This is a genomic window from Paenibacillus sp. J2R1T-4 (assembly GCF_059692235.1).
Genome location: NZ_JCAUBA010000019.1, coordinates 1 through 26,130 on the forward strand (window position 1 = coordinate 1; position 26,130 = coordinate 26,130).

The window sequence follows — 26,130 nt, forward strand, 5'->3', positions numbered from 1 at the left end:
CTCCATAAAGGTAGAAATTTGACTTGCTCTTAAAACGAGTCTAGCTTGTTTTTGGCCATATGGCCGTTAAAACTTGCACGTTCGTTGTTCAGTTTTCAAGGAACAATCTTGTCGTATTCGCAGGTGAGAACCTTCCGAACAGCGACTTTATTAATATATCACATTTGCCCAGTGCATTGCAACATAATTTTTTATGTTCTTCGCAGCTCGTCGATTGGTGTCGACTGCTCTTTAAGGGGCGAGAATTAATTTATCACATCCTGCTGAATAAAGTCAAGCATTCTTCTAAAGTTAGAATAATCAAAAGTTTGTACACAATAACACAGGATATAATTATGTTTCAAAAAAAAGAAAAAACGCTTAGCAAGAAGCTCCTTTGCTAAGCGTCAACCCTTAATACTCAGACTCAAATCAAGAAGCCGTATAGCGAAGCTCGAGTATAAACGAATCATCCTCCGAATAAGCGACTTCCTTAATAAGCTCCTTGCGCGACATTTTCGCAATAAGCAGAGGAAGCTCCAGGTTTAATTCTTTGAGCGATTGAACCTCGGCAAGCTCGCTCAGACTCCACGGATCCTGCCTGCTCTTAATTACGTTCAGCAAGATGTAACAACAGCTTTCCATCATGGACATAACGGAAAACTCACACGCCAGTACTACTAATCTCACCCTTTGTTCAAGTGACTCCTCATTAGATGTGAGCTCATCGTACAGCTTATAAACTCCCGGATTCAGCCTGCGAACTTGTGCCCAAACCAGCACTTCAGGATGTATGCCTTCTTCGATAATGGCAATACGAGCCCAGTGACATAATGCCGCCAGCACATTGCTATAAGCATCCAGCACGTGTCCATCCTGCAAATATTGTTTGCTCTGCAAATAACTTCTCAGAAAATGCGAGAATTCGATCTGCAGCTTTTGACGGCGCATTTCCATAGGATATTCAATTAGCTTGTGAAGTAAACCTTCCATGTACAAATGGGGATCCATTACAATCTCTCCTTGTAACATCCACTGGATAACACTTCGGGTCGGCCCATACATCATCCATTGCTCGAGCTGAACAGAGTTCAATCCTCGTTCTTGTATACGGTAACCGTCTTTTATATAATGAGTTATAGTGCTTGCCGCGTTGTCCTGATCCCTTACGATTAAGACTAGGTAATCCAGACCGTCTACCAGCGGACTGAAGGGTGCCGGATTAGAAACAACAAGGGCACCAGTTAATTTGCTGTCATGTTCATAGCGGAGCTTTATCTGCTGTTTCAAAAAATCCATGGGTCACCTCCGAACACTAGGATCGCTTTAAACGGATGTTCTAAATAAATTCTACATAGCGCATTCGTTTCCTGCCTCCTGCAACGGACAAAATATGAAATTAGAAGCAAGAAGAAAAGAGGAACAAATATGAGATTCAGATCAAGCAAAATAAACGAGTTCAGACTATGGGGGCTACTGCTCACAATGGGCGGAATGGCGATCATGATTGTCGGCTTAGCGGGTATCGTATTCGACTGGGGACAAGCTGGTAAATTAATCGCTGCCATATTCATGGTGCTGGGCATGTTCGTCATGCTCGGCAGTGTAGGCATCTACTTCTGGGCTGGAATGCTTTCCACAAGCGCCGTCTCTCTGGATTGCCCGGAGTGCGGTCGGAGAACCAAGATTCTAGGCAAGACAGACCGATGCATGTTCTGCAAAACCGTCCTGACCTTTGATCCCGCATATGCAGATAAACAAGAGTCATCCGACACGGCTACACCGTCATCATAAGATTATTCATGGAAATTACACTGTTTATTACTTCAAAAGTGAAAACACCCCGGAGGAACGCTGTTTCAGCGAATCCCCAGGGTGTTTTTTGTAAGATTGATTTAAAATACAATAATAGAAATAATAGCTTACGGTTTGGCTTCTAATGTATTCTGAATTACATTCCATATGGCCGGGACTTCGTAACCCCGCCTCCATGATGCAACGCCGGCAAGATTGTATTTCTTGACCAACTCGAGCCGCGCCTTCATCGAAACCTCATCCTCCAACCAAACCTTGATCAACTGATCCCCGTCCTTATATTCCACATAATGCTGGCCAACTTCTGGCAGGAATACCGGTGTTAAATTCTTGTCTTTGATCAGCTTCTGGGCAGTCTCCATGAACACAGCACGGGATGTGACCGATGTCTTGCCATCCTTTATCGCCTCTGTCCATATCCGGGTATAAAAAGGCACACTCAATACCATCTTACTAGGAGGCACCTTATCCTCTTTTAGAATCTGAGCAATCGATCGCTCCACCCATGGCAAGGAGGATACAGAACCGGCTATTGGACTGCTTGCCCAATGCTCGTCATAGGCCATTACCATCATGTAATCCACCGTTTCGCTAAGCGCCTGACGATCATAAAACATCGACCAATTCTCACTAGTAGATTTGACCGTAACATCAATCGACACCACCAGCCCTTGCTCGTGCAACAGAGGTGTCATTTCCCGCACAAACTGAGTCAGGTTGTTTTTATCCTTCAGATTCACGTTCTCAAAATCAATATTAATACCTTGCAGCTTATACATCTGGGCAAAAGAGAGCAATTGCTTGATCATCTTCAACCGCTTGTCGTATGTCGCCAATGCTTCTGTTGTAATCTTGGGATCAAAATTATTATCGAATAACGCCCATACCTGCAAATTGTTGGATTGCGCCCATTTCACATAAGCGGCATCACCCTGATTCTTGATGTTGCCTTCTCCATCCAGTAGATGGAACCAGGTAGGACTAATGACATTAAGTCCAGGCATCGGACCGATCTGTGCGGTATCAGGATTCTTCGTAACGACATGCTCCCATGTCAAATTGATTTTTCCTCCAACGGGCTTCCAAGGAACAAACGGTTCGGCCTGCTTATCAGCGGGAATCGTCTCCACATGACTTAATCCAACACTTTTCTTGGCTACATAGCCGGTTATCCCGTTCTTACGCTGCACACGGTACCACCCGTCATGCTCCGATAGGATGGACACTTGCTCATCAGGCTGCAAATCCGCAACGATCAGAAATTTAATCCCTGTGGAAGAGCGCATCGGGACGGTTTTCCCTTTTTTGCCCGAACCCAATACATTTCCCCACTGAATCGTATCCCCAACGCGGTATATCATAATTACACCCGTCTCATCTGACTCACGGATTTCGAGGCCGTAATATTCACGAAGCGGATCTATTGGTATATACACGGTATTACCTGACTTCTCGAGGGGAAAACGCAGGGTAAACGCTTTATCGTTCATCATTCCTGTTAACGTATTCGTCTTTAAATGAACTACCTTGTCCTTGGTTGTGATTACTACGGACTCCGAGGATGGTTCGTTATACACGGTAGAATCTACTTTCTCTTGAACGAATGAGAGCGGCAGCTTCAAGCTTTCTTTGTTGCCTCTTGCTTCTTCCTTCCAAATAGCGCCTTGATAATAAATCGGTTGTTTCATATTGTTCAAATCAGGATCTACATGCTCATGATTGGGATAATAGACCGAATACCAATAATAAGTCCCGCCTGCGGAACATAATGCAAGGATGAATAAAAGAAACCAGGACCAGAATCGAAAGCCTCTTCGTTTCGGCCGTCCAATAGTTGTATTCGCAGAAAGCTCCATCGTCCCTCCCCAATTACCCCACATTAATGCAGGGACCTTAGACCTTATAGTTATATATTATAGCCGAACAAAAAAACGCATCCGAATCCTCTCCTAAAAGGGAAGAAGCCGGACACGTCTAGTATACTTGAATCACACATATTCATCGACTGAGAAATTACGTCAATGGATTTGGGCGCATGCGGGACATAGCCCGTGAACCTCTAACCGGTGCCCTCTGACCTGGAATCCAGTCTCGTTAGCTGCGATTCGCTCTACATCAAGGAGAGGCGGGTGCTCGAAATCAACAATAATTCCGCAACGATCACATATGGCATGATAATGATCGGACATATCCGAATCAAATCGACTGGAGTCATCCCCGTAAGTGAGCTCGCGCACCAATCCGGAGTCAATAAACACACGGAGGTTGTTGTACACAGTCGCCACACTCATGCTAGGGAAACGTTCTCCTAACGCCTTATAGATGTCGTCGGCTGTCGGATGTGTCATGGAATCCAACAAATAGCCTAGTATAGCATGCCTTTGAGGGGTCATTCGGACACCGGTCATTTTAAGTTTTTCTAATGCTTGTTCGAATCGGAGTGTCATCCTGCTCACCACCACAAAGAGTGTTATATATATGCCAACTCTCTCTATTCTACGGTCGTTTCCTTGTTTTTGTCAATCTGCACGTTGGAAGGATATGCTTGCATTCTTCGTAATTGCCTTAATTTCGTACTCACCGGAGCCTATTTTTCCGGAAATGTGTTTGTCCGCCACATTCAGAGGCAGATTGCTGGATACACTATTCCCGCGCCCATCCACTTCATAGCTTCCATCGGCCGGAAGTCTAACATCGATTTTACCGTTACTGGTCTCGAGGGACCAATCTCCTCCTACTTTATGGCTCGCGATGGAGATGGATCCATTACTGGTCTCTATTTCAACGGAACCCGCCACTTCGTCAACATTTACTCTTCCGTTCTGGGTATCCGCCTTGAGCTTGCCGCTTATGCGCTCAGCAGTTACCGATGCATTGGACGTCTTAAGTTCGGCATCACCCGTAATATCCTGAATGGTCACTGATCCATTGGATGTCTGTATATCGACAAGACCTTGTATGGAGATCGCTTTGACAGCTCCGTTACTTGTACGGCCGTAAACTTTACCTTGTATATCTTGTAAGGTTACACTCCCGTTAGAGGTCTCCGCTTCCAATAAATCTTTGACCGGGAGTTTGTTCGCTTCGATCTTACCGTTGTTGCCTTTTACCGACCAATTGACCTTTTGCTTGTCAGGAACCGTGATTACGAGCTCTATATACGGCTTGCGCGCAAAACGATTGATATCGCTAACAGTAGAAATCGTCAAATGACTCCCCTCGGTTACATCGATATGTGTTCCGTCTGCCACTTCCTTGGCGCCTGCTTCATCCGAGCGGTTCACCCAGACGGTACGCTGTATTTCGATTGCGCTTCCTGTCCCTGTCTGAATAATGACGCTGCCGTATGGATTATCGATAGTCACTTTCTCTGTTCGGTCAGCTAAAGAAACTGTGGTATTGCCCATCTCGAACTTGCGTCCCAATTCCCCCTTGACGATCGATTCCCAGTTCATTCCGTTGAACCATTGTGTAGGAATCCACTTCGCCTGCGTAACTCCAACCACACCTATCGCAATAACGACCGCTATGAGCACTCCGCCAATGTCGAGTCTTAGCTGCTTTTCACCCTTTTGATACTTCAAGTTCACCCATAAATATTCGAGACCCAGCAGTATCAAGATCAAAGGCCACCAATCCAGTAAATACCCAATATAATTCGTATCTGTCATCTGATCCACTAACAGCAATCCGCCGACCGCCAGCAGGATGAGCGCAGATGTAATTCTGCCCACTTTTATCATCGAGTAAGACCTCCCTAGTCAATTACGAAGCAAACACCTTTCTATAAAAGCACATGATTATTTTTTTCTCAAGAACAAGTAGACCCCGATCACAATAAGAATGACAGCACCGATATAGGAACCAGCTGTGCTTATCAGCTCGGTTAACCAGACTGGCTTGCGGCTCAGAACAAAAAACAGCGCACCTACACCAATTAACAACCACCCCGCACGATTGCCGCTGGTGAGAGACTTCAAGGAACCTGCTTCCTCCACTAAAAATTCATTGGGATCCGCATAAAAAGAATGGCGCTTGGCATTCAATCGATCCGTCAGCTGAAGAGCGTCAAATATGCTGTAGAAATAAATGACTGGGATCAGCAAAGAGAATAAAGTGATCAACGGAATGTTCGTATTAGCGCTTAGCGAGAGCTGAACGATTGCAAAAATATCCAGGATAATGGTCAGCATCACAAGAATACCGCGCTGCATAAGGCCCAAGTAAAAGTGCCCCGTCCCCGGAATCAGGAAGGATAATATACCTGCTACAAATTTACGCTTAAGCGGTATGTGCGCATAAGGCTCGAACGGAAGTCCTTGCGGCGGGAATTGGCGGTGGTTCATGTTCATTCCATTCCAGGATTGATGCAATGGCGGTTCGCTCGATTGGGGAGCGGGCTGGGGCGGAAATAACGGTTGTTGTTTGTTGTCCTGGTCAGTCATCAATCATTCCTCCTATTATTAGAGCGGTTGACTAGAGCCGATACAAGGCTTCACTCAGAAGCTCAATACCATAGTAAATCGTATGGGAAACCGTGTTCTGAATGGTCATGCTGAAGGCACCGCTCTGCAAGTCTATAACGCTAGACCAAACTCCCGTAGCAACAAACAGGAACGTGGCTGCAGAGGCTAGCAGCGCATTCATTATATACTGGCGCTTCGTGACAGACCTGATCGTTCTAAGGCGAGTATCATTCGCACTCTTTTGCGCGGAGTATGCTGCATGAAGCTGTTGCTGCTGAGTCTGAACGGCATCCATGACTTTGTATGTGAACATATCTGAGGGCTGCTCCAGCGTCATATTAGTACGGATCTCATTCCACAGCCGATCGGATTTCATGAGGATTCGCCTCCATCCATTTGTCCTTCAATTTCGCTTTACCGCGATGTAAGCGGGTTTCTACGGTTTTGGCGGGCAGCTCTACAATCAAGGCAATTTCTTGTATGGACAGCTGCTTGTAGTAATATAAAAACAGGATCAGCTTGTATTTCTCAGGAAGCTCCCGGATCAACTGCTGCATCAGCTCCTGCCCTTCCTTGGCCACAGCACGATCCTCAGGGCTCATATGTGTTGATGAGGTGTTGGGTGTTATTGTCGGATCTCTAGCCATCCTGAACAGCTTCAGAATAGGATTCTTCACACTTGAGCGCTTATAGTCTGTAACTGTATTCGCCGCAATCCGGTATAACCAAGTAGAGAACTTAGCCTCACCGCGAAATTGTGGGAGCGCGCGATGGAGCTTGATAAACACTTCCTGTGATAAATCTTCCGCCGTTTCACGATGGCCGATCATCTGGAACAGAAGCGTGAAGATATAGCCTTTATGACGCTCTACCAGCTCGCGAAAAGCGGTAAGATCTCCGGCGCCCGCCGCAAGGGCCAACCGCTCATCTGAGTGTCCAGATGGTTCCATCGTTTCACCGCCTTTTCGTTAACATTTCATTAGACGTAAATGGTTTGGATTTCCCTTCATTTTTTCAAGTAAAAAACACGGAAATAATTCCGTGTCTTAAATGCAGGGCAAATTGGACTACTCGATCGCCACACCTGATACACCTTCCACTTGCCTTAATTCGTCCGAGACCGGAAGTAAAATATCTGCTCGAGGCATTTTGATCGACAATATAATAGCAATGAAGTCCTGCTCCGCTTTCTTACCTTTCTCTTCAATCGTAACTTTGCGAATATCGATCCCTCTGCGGGCCAGTACAGCAGATACTGCAGCCAATGCACCCGGTCGGTCCGGCATATCGATCCGCATAACATGGGTCCGTTTACGGCCACGAATCCACCGTTTCTCAACTTTATTCAATATGTATAGGCTGATTAGCACCATCACAGTCGAGATGACAGCCGGATAATAAAACCCTGCCCCTACGGACAATCCAATCGCCGCCACTACCCATAATGAAGCCGCAGTCGTTAAGCCGGAAATGGAGGAACCGTTGAATACAATGGTTCCCGCGCCAAGAAACCCGATCCCTGTAATTACGTTGGCTGCCAGACGAGCCGGGTCAATCCGGACGTTCAGTTCATTGACGAATTCGTTAAAGCCATACATCGACAGCAGCATAATGAGCGTAGCTCCAAGACAGACCAGAATATGTGTTCGTAACCCTGCTGCATGATTGTTCTGCTCACGTTCCAGCCCGACCAAGCCGCCCAAGGTTAAGGCCAGAAGCAATCTTATTGTGATGTGCAACGTATCTATGTCCCAAGGACTGTTAGCTATATCTCCCATTCTTCTCCCCCCTTATAATGAGTATTTCTATTGTATAGCTTAGAGCAAGCATTCATGATAATTCCTTATAGAAAAAGCGCCTACTCCGCCAAAAAGGAGGCGCGCACCAGCATCCTTCCTTAAAGAGGATGCTAGTGCGATCTTGTCCAATTCTGCATCAGTAGACGTTAACTTGTTGTTGGTACACGGTGGAGATTATGTGTTCAAACATTCTAGAATAAGCTTATTGGCTAGCGCAGGATTGGCTTTCCCTTTGCTTTCTTTCATCACTTGACCGACAAGGAAACCTATTGCCTTCTCCTTACCTGCGCGGAAATCCGCAACCGATTGCGGATTGGCCGCAATGACCTGCTCTACAATACCTTTGATCGCGCCTTCGTCACTGATCTGCACAAGGCCTTGCTCCTCGACAATCTGCTGAGGACGCTTGCCGGTCTCGATCATGGATTTGAATACAGCCTTGGCAATCTTGCCGTTGATGGTGCCCTTCTCAAGCAACCCGATCATCTCACCGAGTCCTTGACCTGTTATCTTAACGGCATCGATCTCCACGTTATTCGAATTCAAATACCCCAGGAGGTCGCCCATCATCCAGTTGGATACTGCCTTGGCATCCTTGGTGTAGGACAAGCTTTCCTCGAAGAAATCAGCCAGCTTCATGGAAGTGGTAATCACCTCGGCATCATAGCCAGGCAAGCCGTACTCGGAAGTATAGCGTGCTTTGCGTGCGTCAGGAAGCTCTGGAATGCTTGCGCGCACACGAGCCTTCCAGTCGTCATCGATGTACAGACGTACAAGATCCGGATCTGGGAAATAGCGGTAGTCATGAGCCTGCTCCTTGCCGCGCATCGATAAGGTTTTGCCCGCTGCTTCATCCCAGCGGCGAGTCTCCTGCACTACTTCCCCTCCTCCAGAGAGGATCTCAGCTTGGCGAATCTCCTCATACTCCAAACCTCGCTGCACACCGCGGAACGAGTTCATGTTCTTCAATTCCGCTCTTGTACCGAACTTCTCTTGTCCATAAGGACGAAGGCTTACGTTCGCGTCACAGCGAAGCGAGCCTTCCTCCATCTTCACGTCCGAAACGCTGCAGTACAGCATGATCGATTTCATCTTCTCGAGGTAAGCTTTGGCTTCTTCGGGAGAACGAAGGTCCGGCTCAGATACGATCTCGATGAGCGGTGTCCCGACCCGGTTGAAGTCAACCAACGAAGCGTATCCACCGTCAACATGTGTAAGTTTGCCCGCGTCTTCTTCCAAGTGAACACGCGTAATGCCGATCCGCTTGGTTTCTCCGCCTACTTCGATATCAATCCAACCGTGCTCGCCAATCGGCTGATCATATTGAGAAATTTGATAAGCCTTAGGGGAATCCGGATAGAAATAGTTCTTCCGGTCGAATTTGCTATGCGTAGCTACTTGGCAATTCAGTGCCATTGCAGCCTTCATAGCGTACTCCACTGCCTGCCGGTTCAACACAGGCAGAACTCCCGGGTGACCGAGGCATACCGGACATGTATTGGAATTCGGCGGCGCTCCGAAAGAAGTAGCGCAGCCGCAAAAAATCTTCGATTGTGTATGAAGCTCAACGTGAACTTCAAGACCGATTACGGTTTCATAGCGTTGCTCTGTCAACGTCTTCCTCCTCCATAATAGCTCCCCAAAAAGTGACGTATTTCCGGATGCTTATTCCGATTACTTGAGGGGGACCCCATTGTAAATTAAAGTTCTGGCCGCAGCTTGTGATAGTCCGTATTCTGCTCAAAAGCATGTGCAACTCGCAGCACCGTAGACTCATCCAACGCTTTGCCAATAATCTGCAACCCAACCGGCAACCCATCCACTAACCCGCAAGGTACGCTAATCGCTGGAATGCCTGCTAAACTTACGGGAATGGTGAGAATATCATTCAAGTACATCGTTAACGGATCCCCTACCTGCTCTCCGATCCGGAATGCCGGAGTCGGCGCAGTCGGGCCCAGGATGACATCAAACCGTTCGAAAACGTTGTCGAAGTCTTGCTTGATTAGCGTGCGCACTTGCTGCGCCTTCAAGTAGTATGCATCGTAGTAGCCTGAGCTGAGTGCGTAAGTGCCGAGCATGATTCGGCGCTTCACTTCAGGGCCGAAGCCTTGGCTGCGCGATTGATGATAGAGATCGAGCAGGTTGGCCGGGTCCTTGGCCCGAACACCATACCGTACCCCGTCGAAACGGGCCAGGTTGGAGGAGGCCTCTGAGGACGCGAGCAAGTAGTAAGTGGCGACCGCATACTCTGTATGCGGCAGAGACACTTCCTCCCATACGGCGCCGAGCCCTTCCAGCACCTTAAGCGCCGTCATCACGGCGTCCTTCACCTTCGGCTGCACACCGGCGCCCAGGTATTCGCTCGGGACGGCGATCCGCAAGCCCTTCACATCCCCGGTCAGAGCCCCGATGTAATCGGGGATCTCGACATTGGCGGATGTGGAATCCTGCGGATCGTGGCCCGCGATGGTCTGCAGCACGTAGGCCGCGTCCTCTACGTTCTTCGTGAGCGGCCCGATCTGATCGAGCGAGGAGGCGAATGCCACCAGGCCGAAGCGCGAGACCAGCCCGTAGGTCGGCTTCAAGCCGACGACCCCGCAGTATGCAGCCGGCTGGCGAATCGAGCCGCCGGTGTCGGAGCCGAGGGCGAAGTATACTTCGCCTGAAGCGACGGAGGCTGCCGAGCCGCCGCTCGAGCCGCCCGGTACGTAGTCGGTGTTCCAAGGATTGCGTGTCTCGAAGAAGCTGGAGTTCTCATTGGAACCGCCCATCGCGAATTCATCCATGTTAAGCTTGCCAATTGGCACTGCTTGTCCGCTGCGCAGCTTCTTCATCACTGTAGCGTCATAGATCGGGTTATAATTGCGCAAAAATTGGCTGGCGCACGTAGTCGTCAGCCCTTCCGTTACGATGTTGTCCTTAATGCCGACGGGCAATCCGAACAACAGGCCTTTCTCTGCGCTTGGGCCAGAGGATGAGGACGTCAGCAACTCGTCCATAGCGCGAGCTGTGCTGCGTGCTTGTTCCTCGTCCAGCGTTAAGAAAGCCTGTACTTTAGCATCTACTTCACTAATCCTGCTGAATGAAGCGTCTACCATATCCGTGACGGTCAAATCTTTGCCCGCCAGACGGTTATGTATTTCCTGTAAGTTCAAGTCAAACAAAGACAAAGCCAATTCCCCTTCCTACTTGCTAATATACATACTATCTATTCCAGAACGGCAGGCACTTTAAATTGCCCATCCTCGTCATCGGGAGCGTTCCGCATCACTTGTTCCATTGTAGCCGATGGGCGCGACTCATCTTCACGCATTACATTGACTAGCGGCATTGCGTGACTTGTTGGCTCTACACCGGTCGTATCCAGCTCGTTCAGCTTGTCCGCATATTTCAGAATCGCATTTAACTGCTCCGTGAAGGTTTCCTTCTCAGCATCGCTAAGATCCAGTCTGGCCAGCTTCGCTACATGCTCGACGTCTTTTACCGTAATACTCATTCCAGCACCTCATTTCCGCCTGATCATTCCTACTATTATAGCCTACATCGTTATTGAACTCAACGAATTCTGACGGCTAGTTGCCTGCACTCTCATATCGCTTCAAACCTCGGTAAAATACACGAATGGATAGAAACAAAGCGATACCGGCAACGATTGGTGTCAGCAGCCCAAGCGAAGACCAGCCTTCTTTTCCGAATAAATAGGCAGCCGGGTAGAAGCTGATGAACGCATAAGGCACCACGATGGAAACGAACAGTTGAATCCCCATAGCGTAGATCGTTATCGGATATTTGGTGAAATCACTGATGCTATGAATCATAAACGGGAATGAGTTACGCGGGCCTTGTGTCCAGAATGAGATAGAATTCGAAACCAGGTTGATTGCCACACGAATCGCCCCGCCTGATAGAGCGAATACCACTGCCAGCAGCAGCTGCCACCACGTCCAGCGAATATCCACATGCCAGGCCGCTTGAATGACAATGATGGAACCAATTAGAATATTGCCGAACCCATTCATACCGAAGTGCGATGTCATAACCTGCAGCAGCGTTGGCAATGGACGTACAAGCAGCCGATCCATTTCCCCGCGATTAATCAAATTATTGATTACCCATATCCCGTTGAAAAAGAACGAGGAGATCCCCTCTGACAAGAACACAAGGCCATACATAAAAGCGATCTCCCAGTATGTCCAGCCATTAATAGAAGGAATTCGTTCGAAAATAACCCATAGGAATATAATGCCAAGAAGCTGTGTCATCATAGCGGCAACCATTGAAATCCAAAAATCAGCTTGATACTCCAGAATCGCTTTTACATGCTGAGACATTAATCGATAATAAATAAATAACGTACGTTTAACCCCCATGGATCGTCACCTTCCTGACCGCCCAATTCCATAACCATTTGCCTGCTAACCATAGAGCCACAACCCAGAATAGCTGTAGCCCGAGCATCCGCCATGCTTCCAACCCATGCAGTCGATCGAGATAAAGGGAGGCGGGAATGAACACAATGCCTTGAAAAGGAAGCCAGCTAGAAAATGTCTTCAGCCAATCGGGAAACATAGTGATAGGGATGAGCGCGCCGGAAAATAAGTTCGTTATCGCCGCACGAGCCCAACCAATGCCCATCGCACTCGTGGTCCAGAAGCAGCAGAGCCCGGCCAAATAGACGATGCCGAATTTGATCATCCAGGAAAGCGCCATGCTGATGACGAACAGAATAGCCCCAAACGCCGTGCCTGGAGGCTGCACGCCAGTGAAGATCAGCAGGACGATAACGGTCATTCCTACGCAAACTCCTCCTTCCGTGATGGAGGTGCCAAGTGTTTCGTAAAACCGGGATTTCTGAAAATCGAGCGGCTTTAGCAAATCCATTGCTACGCTGCCGTCGAGAATTTTACGGGAAATCGCGGTTTCGGAGTACCAGGTAATGAGTGTGTTCGAGATAAATACAATTAAAAGATAAGCCTTCATCTCATTCCATGTGAATCCGCCGAGCTCGACCCGATCTGCATAGATCGCTTTCCATAAATAGAAAAGTGCCGTTACGAACACGATGCCGGTAAGCGAATTGATGAAGAAATTAGAACGATAGGCAACCGAATTCTGAAGCGACGCCCGGAAGAGCGAACCGTACTTGCCTCCAATGATTCGCATCACCTCAGCGCCTCCTTGTTAGCCTGCGGCAGCTCCAGATGGCCGTCATATACTTGTCGAATAATATGCTCTACAGAAGGCTCGTCAATGCGGAAGTCGATTACCTCTGCAACCCTCATTACTGCAGCAGCTACCTCTCCGGCGGACATGCGAAACCGATCAAATCGGACAGAGAACGTATGGCCCGCTTCCTTCTCAAGCTCAGCATCCGGCAATTGCCGAATAGCTTCTGCTACAAGCGGACTTGCTTCCGCAACCTGGAAATGAATCGTTCTTTCTTTGGCAAACGCATCCGTTATCGTCTGCAGCTCACCATCATAGAGGAGCTTTCCTTTATCAATAATGACCATGCGGCTGCACAAGTCTTTGATATCATCCAGATCATGCGTAGTTAACAAAATCGTCGTTCCTTGTTCTTTGTTGAGCTGTTTGATGAATTCACGGATGCGTGATTTGACAGCAATGTCGAGACCGATTGTAGGCTCGTCCAGAAATACAATTGGAGGATTGTGCAGAAGAGCGGCCGCCAAGTCGGCCCGCATCCGTTGTCCGAGTGAGATTTTACGCGCTGGCAAGTGCGTGAACTCCTCAAGCTCAAGCAGATCGTTGAATCGTTTCATCGTGGATTCGAATTGAATACTAGGAATCTCATAAATATCTTTTAATAGAGAGAAAGATTCGCGAACAGGCAGATCCCACCACAGCTGCGTGCGCTGCCCGAAGACAACGCCAATATTGCCTGCATTGCGGATGCGTTCTTCATAGGGAACAATCCCATTCACACGTATCGTGCCAGAGGTTGGAACGAGAATGCCTGACAGCATTTTGATGGTGGTTGATTTGCCCGCTCCATTGGGTCCTACATAGGCCACCGATTCTCCCTGCTCAATAGAAAGATCGATGCGGTCTACCGCTTTCTTTTCCTTATACTTCTGAGTAACTAAGTGCTTCAACGCCCCTTTAATCCCGGGCTCCTTAATGGCTTGCTTAAATACCTTGCTGAGTCCAGTTGCTTCAATAATAGCCATTGTTAGCCTCTCCTCTACATCCTGACATTTCAAAGAAGTATAAAGGGTCGAGCCAAAAATTGTCAATATAAACAATCATTATAGTAAAACACCCCATCAGAGGATGAGGTGTTGAGTGGTTAGGTGTTATGAGATGTTGTTCTGTGAAGCGTTCTAATAAGCAGGTTTGGCAGGCTTTGTCTTCGATCGAAAGTAGGAAGGCGGCTGTCCCCCATACTTCTTGAACTGTTTGCTGAAGAAATAAATATCCGAATACCCGAGTGACTCAGCCACTTGTCCAACCGACATAGACGTCTGTGTTAACAAATAGGAAGCTCTCTCAATTCTAGCCCGTGTAATATATTCCTGAAGCGATAATCCCGTCCCCTGTTTGAATAGGCGGTTGAGATAACGCGGTGACACTCCTGTCAAGTCTGCCAGATTGTCATATTCAATCGGAGCCGCTATGTTCTCTCGAACGTACTGTTTCGCTGTCCGAACGATCTTCTTCTGTTTCACTGATAAACCCGATGTATCATTCTGAGTGTAGTGTAGTTCTCTAATGTGCATAAGCACCAATTTCATGAGACAGTTAAATCGCTCCTGAACATACTCTCCCTCAGTCTCATCTTCTGTGTCCAACACTTGATTCAACCAATTTTCTACGATGTATTTATCATCCAGTTCACTATAGGACGGCGGAAGGAAGTATTGCTCCGCTTCTGCTGGTTGTCCCGTGCTCCAATTTGTTAATCGGAAATGTACAAAGATGACGGTTAATCGGTCTTCCAGATTCTGCTCTGCCAGCACTTGATCTCCAGGTCGAAAAATGAAGCAGGAGCCAGGTCCGATCGGATAGGTCACGCCGTTCATTTGAACTTGGCCTGATCCGGATAAGACAAACCAAAGATCGTAATCAAGAAAGGTTGTACGCCAATCCCAACCGGGTTCGCACTTTACCTTTCCCGACTGGCGGCTGCTCTCAATCCAGATGGTCTTGTATCGATTGTTGGACTCCCCGCTCATCGGCTGCACCCTCATTGGCTTCAATATCGTGTTCCTACTATAGTAACAGGTTATTTCTTGGAAATGAATCCAAAGCAAGGGGCAAATGAGAGAAAACCAACGCAAACAAATCAAAAAAGCCTTCAAAGAACGACTACGTTCCATGAAGGCTTCAACATTGCTATATTCTTACTCGCCAGTCGATACTTCAGGGGAAGTAAGCTTGTCATAGAACTCAGCATATTTATCTTTGGCATCGGTATTGCGCACAGCCATTGCAACACGAGGATGTTCATTGAGCATACCGGAGATCATGTAAGGAATTAAGTAGCCCCATTCCACTTTCTCACGCAACGGAATCATGCGACGCTCGATCACTTCAAGAATCGGACGAATTTCGTATTTTGCATTTTTGAGATAGCCAACCAGCAATTCCGTATTGCAGTTACCTGCAGCGCGACCCATACCGAATACTGAAGAATCGAGGAATTGAACACCTAGATCGGAAGCCGTTATCGTGTTGGAGAAGGCGAGCTGCATGTTGTTATGTGCATGAATACCTAGAGTCTTGTTCGGAAGGTACTTCTGGAACTTCTCGATCAAATGCTTGTAATCCTTGTGATCCAGACTGCCGTAAGAATCTACGATATAAACTACGTCAACAGGGCTTTCTGCAATATCCTGGAACGCTTCGATCAGCTCATGCTCCATAACGTGGGACAAGGCCATAATGTTCAGGGACGTCTCGTATCCTTTGGAGTGAAACGTGTTAACCAATTCAAGCGCTTTGTCCAGATCCTTGATGTAACAAGCCACGCGGATCATATCCAGCATGCTCTCGATTCTTGGCAGAATATCGTTCTCGTCAACCCGGCCAATATCAACCAATGCAGATAGCTTCGTATCACCCTTCTGAGGAATGACTTCCTTCATGAAGGACTCCTCCAAGAAGCGCCACGGACCTGAATCCGAGCCTTTCAAAAGCTTCGGTGAGTTCTTATATCCAATTTCCATATAATCCACGCCGGCAGCGTTCAAGGAGTAGTATAAGTCCCTTACGAAATCAACGCTGAAGTCCCAATTGTTAACAAGACCCCCGTCACGGATTGTACAGTCAAGTATTTTACTTTGTGATTCTTTCATTTCCTTCAAAAGCCTCCCGATATGGTGTGATGCTACTCATCATAGCTTATCCGTCAAGCGCATGTCAATCTATCGTTCCCCTATACAAAACCGCTCTTAATCAACAAAAAAGATGCCGAAAGGCACCTTCCATCTTACAATCTATTCAGAGTCAACAGGACTGCTTAGATCCATGCTCTCAAATTGATCTGTTTGATAAAATCTTCTCTGCTCTGAACCTCTTTACTTTTCTCGAGAGGAGCTTCTGCAACCTCGCCATTCATAATGAATCGGAAAAGCTCTTCATTCTTCGTAACCAAAGCATAATCGATTAAAGCTTCACGCTCAACCTGCTCCGCTTCTTGCTGCAGCAATATTTCTTCCAATTCTATATCCGCCGCAGGCACAAAAAAATGCTTATTCAACTTCGGTACGCGAACGACATAATCGAACACATTGTCCGCATTGCGATCGTAAGCAATAATATATCCTGTTTCTCCGATCGGAAAGTGAAGCTCGAAACTATCATTCACAAAAACTACTTTTTGTCCTAAACGAAACATTAGAATATCCCCCCAAACCGGCTTGCCGCCCGCAAACCTTTTTACACAAACTTTATAAATTGCACCGTGTACACACGACTATTAAAATCTAATAAGTGTATTACATGTATGTTATATATCCTACTAAAAAATAATCGAGGTGTCCAATAAATCAACAGATTCATTCGACAATTTATTCCCATATTGGGGACCTGCATATTCTCAGGAATATACAACTGCTTTTAGCTGGCGGCAAGGATCTTGTAAAAGAAGAAAGGGAAGGATCTGACTAGATCACCTGGCTCTCGAATAGCTTGTCTCTCTGATTGACCTTAGCAATCCATAACAACAGCAGAAAATCAACAAGCAGCAGTACACCGCCGGCAATAAAAATAAACATTTTACTTATGAACAACAAACCCGTTACTTGACTGATCAATAGACCCACTAATGGAAGCACAATGATTCCGCCAAGCTGTTGAGCCTCCTGAAAGCCTTTCGAGCGGGCGGAAATGAACACACTGATCAAGATCGTGAACAAAGTGATTCCGGGTGTTACCCATACAAGCAGCAGCATCCAATGACTGTTAGGAAAGATGAGACGCCCAAACATAGAGTATGTGAGACTATCCACCACGACACCATATAACACAAAAGCAATGATCGTACATAGGAACGCCGGAATAAAAGCAGCCATGATTTTCCCTACAAACAGCTCCTTAATCGAAATAGGCGCGTACATTAAGCTCTCCAGGGTATTGCGTTCTTTTTCACCGACAAATCCGTTCAGAGCCATCATTAGCGCATTGAGGATCGGTATGAGCAAAAATAAGGTGCCAAATAAATAAGTTGCAGCAAAATAAATAAACTGATGATTAATGGAAGGCAACTGCTCCAGCATCTCACGTTGCGCCGGAAGTCGCTCTAGGGTATTATGTACGAATTTCGTTAGCGACTCCGAGTCAAGATTCGTTGATTTGGCTACCAGAATAAGGATTCCTGGCATTACCGCTCCGAATAAAACCGGCAATAACACCAGCCCGAGCCATACTTGCGTATTACTTGTGATCGAGCGCATATCTTTTCTAGCAATTGCTGCCACGATTCGCATATTCATTCTGCATTCCTCCGCACATGGAAGTATAGAGATTCCAAGTCACGATTCATAATCTCCACGGAGTTAATCCACGATACACTCAGTATTTGTTGCAGCAAGCCTGAGATCTCTTCTTTGGAAGAAAGCTTGAATTGCAGGATGTCCTGTCCCGTGCGCTGAACTTCATACGAACCGAAACGTTCGCCTTGAACCTGAAGCCCTGTTTCTACTCGCAGCTCGATTGTCTTCAAGTATTTGTGTTCCAGATCAAGCTTACTGCCCTGTTCGATCACCCTGCCCTGCTCTAGAAAAATAAAAGAATCGCAAATGTCCTCCAATTGATGCAAAACATGAGAGCATAAAATAATGGTCGTGCCTTGCTCACGGTTGATTTCTTTCAAATAGCCGAGCACCATGCGAATCCCGTCAGGATCTAATCCATTGGTTGGTTCATCCAAGAATAGAAGGGAGGGACGATGCAGAAGCGCCTTGGCGAGTGCTAGACGTTTTTTCATCCCTGTGCTGTAATGACCCGCTGCTTTATGCTCATGCTCCTTCAATTCGAAGCGAGAAAGCAGTTCATCAATGATGGAGAGATCGGAACAATTGTAGATTTTCGCGAAAAATTCAAGATTAGCCCGGCCGCTTAACTCCCTGTATAACCCTGCCCCTTCGGTTACAATACCGCTCATGCGTCGAATCGCTTCCCCATCCCGATCAGGAGAGAGCCCGGCAATACGGATATTCCCTTCATCCGGCCGGATTACCCCGTTCATCAAACGCACCAAGGTCGTTTTTCCCGCTCCGTTCGGACCAAGCAACCCGATAATATCCCCCTGGTTCACTTGGTAATTCACATCATGCAGCACAAGTTGTTTTCTGTAGCTTTTTTTTACTTTTTCAAGTTCGATTAAGATGTCCGTGCTCAATCTTCTAACCTCCAGTTCCTTGTGCTACGCCAATGCGACTTCTTTCCGTGCATGTATTGAGAATTGCTGAAACTATTAAAGAGAGGCTTGCTTGGATCGGAACAAATAGACGGCACCTTCTATCAGAATGGCGATCAGGACGATCGTCGCACCTAAACAGAGCGGGAATTGAGCGGACACTTTACCCTGAAGCAAGACCGAGTTCGCGTGCTCCGGCAGGTTGGCTGGGCTCCAGCGCATCCATTTACCCAGAAAACTGGAAGTAATGGATAGGATAAAAACGATTCCGATCGTAAGAAACGCTGTGCTTCCGCTACTTTTGAGCAAAACGCTCAGTATCAGAGTGATGGATATAATGAAGGCAAGCCACAATCCGTATAGGAGCAAGCTAAGGGCAAATCTATCAAACGAGACATCGCCTAATAGCAGCATCGTGTAATACCAGGCGGCCAACATTCCCGCTATGAACGATACACCAGTGAGAGTGGCCATAGCAGCCCACTTGGAGGATACATAGGAACGATGCGGCACCGGCTTCATCATGACCATATGGATGACTCCGCTGACACGTTCCGAGGATATGGCTCCCATGAAAGCTAATACCAGGATCAGCACGCCAATTGTGCCGTACTGGGATAATGTACTCGCGATCATCTCGGCGCCGGAGGGCATTGGGATTTGAAGGATTGCCCCTTCCGGGAGTCCTCCCGTGGCTTTTAATATATCAGGCATGTAATACGTTGTGATAGGTTGACTTGCTCCAAAGAGGATGAAGACAAGCGGAACCCACACCCACTTGTAATTGCGCCACATCTCGATCATTTCTTTGCGATACAACACGAACCATTGGGTAATCATTGATTAGTTTCACCACCTATTATTTGCATGAACAAATCTTCGAGATTGGAATGGCCGAATTCAATAGATTGAACCGTAATACCGTGTTCTGCTATTTGCTGGCATACGAACGTCCTCGCGATGTCCATTTGATTGTTGTTTATGAATAAATCCAAAGACCCCTCAGCATGCTTGGGTTGTACTTTTTCTATAAAGGGCTGCTGTTCCCACTCCTGAGTCCATGGAGCTAAGGATTGTTCGCTTTTGATCCTTATGAGCGGTTTGCGATACTTGGCCCGGACGGACTGCAGGTCTCCCGATACAGCAATATTGCCATGCTGCATCAAGATAATGTCGTCGCTAATCTCATCCGCATCATGAAGGACATGAGTGGAGAATAGCAATGTAGTCTCTTGCTTCAGGCTGTGCATCAGCTCAAGAACCTCTCTTCGCCCTATTGGATCGAGCGCGGATACGGGCTCGTCCAGCATAAGCAGCTTTGGGCGATGAATAAGCGCTTGGGCGATACCGAGACGCTGCTTCATCCCTCCTGAGTATCCTCCGATACGCCGTTTCGCAGCATCGGTGAGGCCCACTGCTTCCAGCAGCTCCGTTGATCGTTGACGGGCTTCTTTGGAAGATAAGAAGGCGAGCTTAGCCGAGAACTCGAGAAATTCACGCCCGCTCATCCAGTTGAAGAAGGCAGGATGCTGCGGCAAAAATCCGATCCATTGTCTTATGTCCTTCGGGACATTGGGTGATTCGAATGAAATCGTGCCGCTAGTTGCCGATAACAGTCCTGCGAGCATGCTGAGCGTTGTTGTCTTGCCTGCCCCGTTTGGTCCTAGGAGAGCAATGCAGCGCCCTTGTTCAATGTCGAAGGAAATCCCGTTCACAGCCGTGGTCGTGCCGAAAGTGCGCGTCAGTTCTTTAACGGACAGTAGCTTGTTCATCTATCGCGGCCCCTTCCGAATACGAAGTAAAGAACTGGGCCGATAATATTGATGAATATGATGATGAGTATCCACAGCCATTTGGGTCCATTCGCTTGTTCGGAGCGGATGCAATCAATCAGTGCGATAGTCATGAGTATGGCTTGTATTACGAGGATCGGGGCGACGATAGCCCAGTTGATCTGATCAATCAATTCGTTCATGGTCATTGTGTAAGTCCTCCTTGGCAAGTCGAGATTGTCTCCACCATAGAAATAATATATAAAAGATAGTTGGCAGCGGCACTTGTATCAGTCCCCAGATTCCCCAGAACCATGGGTTAATCTGTCTTCGGCGGGCATCCGTGAACAGCCATGTGCCTTGGATCAGCAGAACGATTGCAACCGGGATCAAGAGCCAGAACGAAACACCGTGAATAGATGTATTCATATCCGATCCACCCGTTTCTTCTGCTTCTGGGTCAGTATGAACCCGACTATGCCGCTAAGCAGGATGGGTGCCTGCATATAAGCGAATAGCAACGGCTTCTGATGAGCGATGGATACGAATGCGGAGAGAATAACTAAGGCAAATAACCAGAACAATAGAAGCTCTTGTATTAATTTTTTTCTTCGCACCTGTTTCTGTTCGGTGATCCAGTTCTCCAATGAAGCGAGATCGGGCATCGGCACAGGGAACCGATCCTCATCATCCAGCTTGCTTAAGTCAGCCTGAATTCGCTTCGTCCATTCTTGCTCGTCCTTCATCATTCTTCACCCATCTCCTTTCGCATTTGCTGCAGCCCATTGTGAATTCTTGACTTTACTGTCCCGAGCGGTATATCCATCATCTGAGCAATTTCTTCATAAGCGTAGCCGTAATAGTGCTTCAGAATAATTGGAACGCGCATCTCGCGTGTTAACTGGCTTAATGCTTCTGTGAGCTCCGACCATCCTTCATTCTCATGAAGAGACTGCCACCGTATTTTTCTCATGTCGGCCATCTCGCTGTCCTTCCAAGACCGTTCGAGCTTCATTCGCCTAAGTTGATCCATATACAGATTGGTTGCGATAGTAATGAGCCACGAGGAAAATTTCGATTTACTATTATAAAGACGAATTTTCTCTATACATCGGATCATCGTCTCTTGCGTCAAATCTTCTGCGGTCTGCGGATGCAAAGTGATTTTCAACAAGTATTTGTACAGGAAAGCGTAGTGCTCCCTCAACAAAAGGGCGAGTGCCTTCGAATCGCCGCGCTGGGCAAGCTGGATGATATGCTGCTCGTCTATGTTCATAATGCTGTCGAGTCTAATGTCACGATTCGAGGTTCACTCCCTTCTTGGTTATAGAATTGCCTATAGTACGGATGAGTCAGGTGAAAAGTTCATTTGATGCGAAAAATATTTTTGACGCTTGTGACAACTAAGTAAAACCTGACCGGAAGAAGTGCACCGGTCAGGTCCTTGGCGTTGGATTTCAGTTGGGACATTATTTGAACTTCTCCATCCTATCAACTGGCTATCCACCTATCGAGAAGCCATGTTACTGCTGCCTATTTTGAACATTTACCTATCCAATCACCAATTAGCAAATCGGACTATCCCTTATTTTTGTGATATGAAGTGATTTTCTCCGAAACCAGCTCAATAACCAATAGTAAAACTTGCTATTTTAGAATATACGGTATTCTCTGCCCTTTTAACCTATAGCAGCAATGGCTATTAGTACTCCTCAAACATTGTAACGTTTAGCTTGGCGTAGTGCAGGAAACTGATCCCGCAACAAAACCTACACTCGGATTAGACCTTCGCGTGTTAGGGTTAGCTGCTCGAAGCCCGTCTCGGTGATGAGATAGGAATTCTCGATTCCGACCACACCTCGGTCTGGGAAAGTGAATTTGGGCTCGATGGCGATAACCATGCCCGGTTCAAGCGGGTATTGAAAGCCGCGGGCGAGAACAGGCAGCTCGTCGATCTCAAGTCCGATGCCGTGACCAAGGAATTTGACCTGGTCACGGCCGAAGCCCATGAAGTGGTCGGCTAGGCCCGCTTCGGCTGCCTGATTGAGCGAAGAGGTATAAAGCTCTTCGCAGATCGTGCCTGGACGCAGCTGGGCTTCTGTGCTGCGCAGTATTTGTTCGCTGACCGCGTATGCGCGCTCAAGGTCAGCGGGGAGATTGCCGATCACGACCGTTCGGGTCTGATCGATCACGTAACCATCGATGCAGCAGCCGATATCGATGAGGATTGGTTCGTCGCGGCCGATGGGACGTCGGCTTGCGCTCTGCGGGCTGGCTGGGCCAAGCCCGCTTCCGCCTGCCGGGCCGTCGAAGTACGTCGGCCGCGCGGCAGCTTCTGCAGCACCGATCATGCCGGTGATGATCTCTTGGTTGTAGCCGCGCACGCGCATAAGCCCCATATGACCGCGCAGCCGGATGGCCGATTCGACGGCCGACATCAGCTCGAGCTCGGTCATGCCTGGCGCAAGGCGCGCCAGCGCGTGCTCGAACGCTGCGTCGATCACTCGCGCAGCTTCGCGGATCGCCTCGACTTCACGAGGCGACTTGATCATGCGCGTCTCGCGGATCAGCAGCGAGCCGTCGACCCACTTGGCTGACGGCAATGCCGCCGTCAACCGCTGGAACTGCGCCACCGGCAGCACGTCGTACTCCGCCGCCAGCACGACAGGCTTGTCCGGATCGCGGTCTGCACCGCTGCCGAACAAATGCGGGCTGCTCGCCGCGAGGCCTACCGCGAATGACCGCAGCGAGCCGAGCTCGCGTACGGTTACATCCGCTTCCTGCTCGGCGCGCAGCAAGCTGCGGCGGACGAAATACACCGCTTCGCCCACCGCAGGCAAGAACAAATAACCGGTTTGCATCGAACCGGTGAAATAATACAAATCGACATTCTGTGTAATTACCATTCCGTCGATGTCTTGCTGAAGCATTTTATGTTGAAGCCGCTGACGACGCTGCGGCCCTTCATTCCCGTAGACTGTTTGCATTTGGATATATCCCTTTCCTGAAGACTGCTCGTAATGGATTCCTTCTATTATACACTGGATACACCATGAGCAGGAAACCCCCCACCAAAAAGCGAATGACTAGTTAGAATATTGTACCTCATCAGCTTCAGCCGTCTTTACCACAATACATATAAAAGGATGTGTATCCCTATGGAATCGAGCTCAATCAAGAGTACCGTACTAACACCAGAAAGCGGTTTCACCTCTGGAATCGAAGGCCCCGCATGCGATCGTAATGGTATTGTCTATGCTGTCAACTACGAACGACAAAGCACAATTGGCAGCGTTACTCCAGACGGGCAAACGAGCCTCTTCGTAGAGCTCCCTGCTGGCAGCACCGGAAATGGAATCCGGTTCAACCGAGCGGGAGATATGTTCATTGCCGATTACACCGGCCATAATATTCTGAAGGTTAATATGGATACTCAGGCAATCTCCGTATTCGCACATGAGCCTTCCATGAATCAACCCAATGATATTGCCATCGCGGACAATGACACTTTATTCGCAAGTGACCCTGATTGGGGAGCTGGAACAGGACAATTATGGCGAATAAATACAGACGGGAGCGTAACCTTGCTCGATGGAGAAATGGGAACGACCAACGGGATTGAAGTAAGTCCAGATAACCGAACACTATACGTCAATGAAACCCAACAACTTAACGTGTGGGCGTTCGATCTCTCCCCAGATCAAGCAATCAGCAACAAGCGGCTGCTCATTGCATTTGAAGATCATGGCATGGATGGAATGCGTTGCGATATTGACGGCAATCTGTACATTACTCGATATGGCAAAGGAACTATAGCCAAGGTATCCCCATTGGGTGAATTATTAGGAGAAATTGAGCTCCACGGCAAAAGCTGCAGTAACATTACCTTCGGTGGACCAGATGGGTGCACGGCTTATGTAACTCTACAGGATAAAGGAAATATCGAGACGTTCCGAGTTGATCGCCCAGGTCGTGAGTGGAGCATGCTGCAACAACACATTTGATTCGAGAACCGGACTTTCCCATGCCACTCTAGTACACTAATTCTGCCGCTCCCTTCACATCCCATGTGATAGGACTAATTACCGTAAAAACACGGGGATATATAATGCGGACGATGAGAACTAAACCGGGACGGTTAAAGGTAACCGAATAATTGTAAGTAGAGTTCGTATATGTGTAAGGAAAAGTATGGTTCTCATTTATGATTTCGAATACAGCAACTTCCACTTCTGACTTCCAAAAGCTTGACGATTGCGGTATATTCGCAGCGTCCAGCTTAAGGTTGGCGCGTAAGTAATCAAGCGCTGCAGCTTGTGAGGCGAGGGGATCAATGGATATGACCCCCTCTGCCAGCTTCTGCATATCGAGTTGCTGTGCTCCAGCATGAGCCGCCCGATTCACCGCGCGTTTGCCTTCGAATAGAGATTGCATAGCCAATTGTTCGTCTGTCTGCAAAGCATTTATTAGCAGCAGGAATGAGAACATGACGATGAAAACAAGAAATTTATACATAGCACTTTCTCACCCAACCGCCTAAAATCGCAACAATCACTAATGAATTACCTTAAATCGTCTTGCTCCAGCTAAGGAACGTACTCACTCATTTTTAATCCCTCTGCGGACATCCGTGCACTTGCAGAAGGCGGCGTAATCCCAATGAGGCGATCGATTTCGAATAACCTTTGATAGGGGTAACTGATCTGCAGCCTCAAGCCTATACCTCTGAGAACAGGGGCACTTGCGTTGCTGCCATCTACACCGCTTGTGGTTAAAACTTCATATTGCAGCAGGGATCGATTGAACCCCCTTCCTTCTAATCTAAGCTTAGACGCTTCTATTGCGGTATTGTCTATATAACCATGGCTTCCGTTTGCACCTATTTCCAACATCAGATCCACCTCTTTCTGCAGAACCGCGTTCCGAATCATGAGCACATGTTTGTATGTAGGCGAGAACATGAACCAGCATAGTAAGCCTGCGAATAACACGAACACCAAAATTTGCTTCATCTCTTAGCTTCTGCTCTCCTTCCCCTTTCTTATTGATTTCATATTCACTTCCATTTCACCTCCACACTGTACAAATCTTCTCCGCCAATTAAGGATTAATAGATTGAATCGATGTTCCTACCCGGACACCGCTGTCTATGACTTTCGACTTCGTACCTTCCTCTCCCCCTATCGTGCGATTATAGATTACTAGGATGACCATAATGAGCAATGCTGTAACAAGAAGCTGTCTCATCTTTACATGCCTCAACTTAAGGAATAAGTGCAGTAATGTCTGTATTTGCCGTAGTACCGTGGGTCTGGATGTTGCGACGCATCCCAGTGTTATTGTCGTTAATAATACTGGTAAATAACAGCGCCACTACTATCAGCATCATCACAGTCATAAGTATATTTCTCATT

31 protein-coding genes are annotated in these 26,130 nt (G+C 47.6%); 2 read left to right on the top strand and 29 right to left on the bottom strand.

Annotated elements, in window-relative coordinates; all coding sequences use genetic code 11:
* Positions 1-411: 411 nt before the first annotated feature.
* On the bottom strand, positions 412-1,278 hold the full coding sequence (locus tag AC58QD_RS25140; protein WP_497337775.1) for a nucleotidyltransferase-like protein: 867 nt from the start codon (positions 1,276-1,278) through the stop codon (positions 412-414).
* A 129-nt stretch (positions 1,279-1,407) separates the two neighbouring features.
* On the opposite strand from AC58QD_RS25140, the gene AC58QD_RS25145 reads away from it, so the two are divergent.
* A complete protein-coding gene (locus AC58QD_RS25145; RefSeq protein WP_497337776.1) occupies positions 1,408-1,773 on the top strand; it encodes a DUF2614 family zinc ribbon-containing protein in 366 nt (121 codons plus the stop codon).
* Positions 1,774-1,901: 128 nt separating this feature from the next.
* Here AC58QD_RS25145 and AC58QD_RS25150 read toward each other — a convergent pair whose 3' ends face one another.
* From AC58QD_RS25150 to AC58QD_RS25270, 25 genes are all read right to left on the bottom strand, one after another.
* Entirely contained in the window at positions 1,902-3,650 is a 1,749-nt protein-coding gene (locus tag AC58QD_RS25150; RefSeq protein WP_497337777.1) for a glycosyl hydrolase family 18 protein, read from the bottom strand.
* 162 nt (positions 3,651-3,812) lie between these two features.
* Positions 3,813-4,241 carry a peroxide-responsive transcriptional repressor PerR gene (perR, locus tag AC58QD_RS25155; protein ID WP_497337778.1) on the bottom strand — a complete coding sequence of 143 codons (429 nt, stop codon included), beginning with the start codon at positions 4,239-4,241 and terminating at the stop codon, positions 3,813-3,815.
* A 72-nt stretch (positions 4,242-4,313) separates the two neighbouring features.
* A complete protein-coding gene (locus tag AC58QD_RS25160) occupies positions 4,314-5,537 on the bottom strand; it encodes a DUF4097 family beta strand repeat-containing protein (RefSeq protein ID WP_497337779.1) in 1,224 nt (407 codons plus the stop codon).
* 57 nt (positions 5,538-5,594) lie between these two features.
* On the bottom strand, positions 5,595-6,239 hold the full coding sequence (locus AC58QD_RS25165; protein WP_497337780.1) for a DUF6677 family protein: 645 nt from the start codon (positions 6,237-6,239) through the stop codon (positions 5,595-5,597).
* Positions 6,240-6,270: 31 nt separating this feature from the next.
* A complete protein-coding gene (locus AC58QD_RS25170; protein ID WP_497337781.1) occupies positions 6,271-6,636 on the bottom strand; it encodes a hypothetical protein in 366 nt (121 codons plus the stop codon).
* Positions 6,611-7,210: an RNA polymerase sigma factor gene (locus AC58QD_RS25175; RefSeq protein ID WP_497337782.1), complete on the bottom strand. Its 600-nt coding sequence runs from the start codon at positions 7,208-7,210 to the stop codon at positions 6,611-6,613. Before AC58QD_RS25175 ends, AC58QD_RS25170 begins: the two co-directional genes overlap by 26 nt.
* Positions 7,211-7,327: 117 nt before the next feature.
* On the bottom strand, positions 7,328-8,038 hold the full coding sequence (locus tag AC58QD_RS25180) for an MgtC/SapB family protein (RefSeq protein ID WP_497337783.1): 711 nt from the start codon (positions 8,036-8,038) through the stop codon (positions 7,328-7,330).
* A 195-nt stretch (positions 8,039-8,233) separates the two neighbouring features.
* Positions 8,234-9,673, bottom strand: coding sequence for an Asp-tRNA(Asn)/Glu-tRNA(Gln) amidotransferase subunit GatB (gene gatB / locus AC58QD_RS25185; protein WP_497337784.1), 1,440 nt, complete (start codon positions 9,671-9,673; stop codon positions 8,234-8,236).
* 86 nt (positions 9,674-9,759) lie between these two features.
* Positions 9,760-11,232 carry an Asp-tRNA(Asn)/Glu-tRNA(Gln) amidotransferase subunit GatA gene (gene gatA / locus AC58QD_RS25190; protein ID WP_497337785.1) on the bottom strand — a complete coding sequence of 491 codons (1,473 nt, stop codon included), beginning with the start codon at positions 11,230-11,232 and terminating at the stop codon, positions 9,760-9,762.
* Between the two features lie 38 nt (positions 11,233-11,270).
* Entirely contained in the window at positions 11,271-11,558 is a 288-nt protein-coding gene (gene gatC, locus AC58QD_RS25195) for an Asp-tRNA(Asn)/Glu-tRNA(Gln) amidotransferase subunit GatC (protein ID WP_497337786.1), read from the bottom strand.
* A 76-nt stretch (positions 11,559-11,634) separates the two neighbouring features.
* Positions 11,635-12,432, bottom strand: coding sequence for an ABC transporter permease (locus AC58QD_RS25200; protein ID WP_497337787.1), 798 nt, complete (start codon positions 12,430-12,432; stop codon positions 11,635-11,637).
* Entirely contained in the window at positions 12,422-13,225 is an 804-nt protein-coding gene (locus tag AC58QD_RS25205; RefSeq protein ID WP_497337897.1) for an ABC transporter permease, read from the bottom strand. The genes AC58QD_RS25200 and AC58QD_RS25205 overlap by 11 nt, the downstream gene beginning before the upstream one ends.
* On the bottom strand, positions 13,225-14,253 hold the full coding sequence (locus tag AC58QD_RS25210) for an ABC transporter ATP-binding protein (protein ID WP_497337788.1): 1,029 nt from the start codon (positions 14,251-14,253) through the stop codon (positions 13,225-13,227). Before AC58QD_RS25210 ends, AC58QD_RS25205 begins: the two co-directional genes overlap by 1 nt.
* A 153-nt stretch (positions 14,254-14,406) precedes the next feature.
* A complete protein-coding gene (locus AC58QD_RS25215) occupies positions 14,407-15,258 on the bottom strand; it encodes a helix-turn-helix domain-containing protein (protein ID WP_497337789.1) in 852 nt (283 codons plus the stop codon).
* A 168-nt stretch (positions 15,259-15,426) separates the two neighbouring features.
* The gene (locus AC58QD_RS25220) at positions 15,427-16,380 is read right to left on the bottom strand and encodes an aldolase catalytic domain-containing protein (RefSeq protein ID WP_497337790.1); all 954 of its coding nucleotides are present in this window, start codon (positions 16,378-16,380) and stop codon (positions 15,427-15,429) included.
* Positions 16,381-16,544: 164 nt separating this feature from the next.
* Positions 16,545-16,922, bottom strand: coding sequence for an ATPase (locus AC58QD_RS25225; protein ID WP_497337791.1), 378 nt, complete (start codon positions 16,920-16,922; stop codon positions 16,545-16,547).
* 268 nt (positions 16,923-17,190) lie between these two features.
* Complete coding sequence (locus AC58QD_RS25230; RefSeq protein ID WP_497337792.1) at positions 17,191-18,018, bottom strand: ABC transporter permease subunit; 828 nt, start codon at positions 18,016-18,018, stop codon at positions 17,191-17,193.
* Positions 18,015-18,926, bottom strand: coding sequence for an ABC transporter ATP-binding protein (locus AC58QD_RS25235; protein ID WP_497337793.1), 912 nt, complete (start codon positions 18,924-18,926; stop codon positions 18,015-18,017). The genes AC58QD_RS25230 and AC58QD_RS25235 overlap by 4 nt, the downstream gene beginning before the upstream one ends.
* 75 nt (positions 18,927-19,001) lie before the next feature.
* Positions 19,002-19,784 (bottom strand): ABC transporter permease, encoded by a 783-nt coding sequence (locus tag AC58QD_RS25240; protein ID WP_497337794.1) that lies wholly within the window; start codon positions 19,782-19,784, stop codon positions 19,002-19,004.
* Positions 19,781-20,716 carry an ABC transporter ATP-binding protein gene (locus tag AC58QD_RS25245; protein ID WP_497337795.1) on the bottom strand — a complete coding sequence of 312 codons (936 nt, stop codon included), beginning with the start codon at positions 20,714-20,716 and terminating at the stop codon, positions 19,781-19,783. Before AC58QD_RS25245 ends, AC58QD_RS25240 begins: the two co-directional genes overlap by 4 nt.
* Positions 20,713-20,925, bottom strand: a complete 213-nt coding sequence (locus tag AC58QD_RS25250; RefSeq protein ID WP_497337796.1) for a PLD nuclease N-terminal domain-containing protein — start codon at positions 20,923-20,925, stop codon at positions 20,713-20,715. Before AC58QD_RS25250 ends, AC58QD_RS25245 begins: the two co-directional genes overlap by 4 nt.
* The gene (locus AC58QD_RS25255; protein WP_497337797.1) at positions 20,903-21,145 is read right to left on the bottom strand and encodes a transcriptional regulator; all 243 of its coding nucleotides are present in this window, start codon (positions 21,143-21,145) and stop codon (positions 20,903-20,905) included. Before AC58QD_RS25255 ends, AC58QD_RS25250 begins: the two co-directional genes overlap by 23 nt.
* A complete protein-coding gene (locus AC58QD_RS25260; RefSeq protein WP_497337798.1) occupies positions 21,142-21,465 on the bottom strand; it encodes a YxlC family protein in 324 nt (107 codons plus the stop codon). Before AC58QD_RS25260 ends, AC58QD_RS25255 begins: the two co-directional genes overlap by 4 nt.
* Positions 21,462-21,992, bottom strand: coding sequence for an RNA polymerase sigma factor SigY (sigY, locus tag AC58QD_RS25265; RefSeq protein ID WP_497337799.1), 531 nt, complete (start codon positions 21,990-21,992; stop codon positions 21,462-21,464). The genes AC58QD_RS25260 and sigY overlap by 4 nt, the downstream gene beginning before the upstream one ends.
* 493 nt (positions 21,993-22,485) lie before the next feature.
* Complete coding sequence (locus tag AC58QD_RS25270) at positions 22,486-23,703, bottom strand: M24 family metallopeptidase (RefSeq protein WP_497337800.1); 1,218 nt, start codon at positions 23,701-23,703, stop codon at positions 22,486-22,488.
* 171 nt (positions 23,704-23,874) lie between these two features.
* Between AC58QD_RS25270 and AC58QD_RS25275 the strand changes: the two genes are divergently transcribed.
* Positions 23,875-24,720 (top strand): SMP-30/gluconolactonase/LRE family protein, encoded by an 846-nt coding sequence (locus AC58QD_RS25275; RefSeq protein ID WP_497337801.1) that lies wholly within the window; start codon positions 23,875-23,877, stop codon positions 24,718-24,720.
* A 28-nt stretch (positions 24,721-24,748) separates the two neighbouring features.
* Here the strand turns inward: AC58QD_RS25275 and AC58QD_RS25280 are convergent, their stop codons facing one another.
* From AC58QD_RS25280 to AC58QD_RS25290, 3 genes are all read right to left on the bottom strand, one after another.
* Positions 24,749-25,231 carry a hypothetical protein gene (locus AC58QD_RS25280; RefSeq protein WP_497337802.1) on the bottom strand — a complete coding sequence of 161 codons (483 nt, stop codon included), beginning with the start codon at positions 25,229-25,231 and terminating at the stop codon, positions 24,749-24,751.
* A 71-nt stretch (positions 25,232-25,302) separates the two neighbouring features.
* Positions 25,303-25,728, bottom strand: coding sequence for a hypothetical protein (locus AC58QD_RS25285; RefSeq protein WP_497337803.1), 426 nt, complete (start codon positions 25,726-25,728; stop codon positions 25,303-25,305).
* 88 nt (positions 25,729-25,816) lie between these two features.
* On the bottom strand, positions 25,817-25,963 hold the full coding sequence (locus tag AC58QD_RS25290; RefSeq protein ID WP_497337804.1) for a hypothetical protein: 147 nt from the start codon (positions 25,961-25,963) through the stop codon (positions 25,817-25,819).
* Positions 25,964-26,130: the final 167 nt, after the last annotated feature.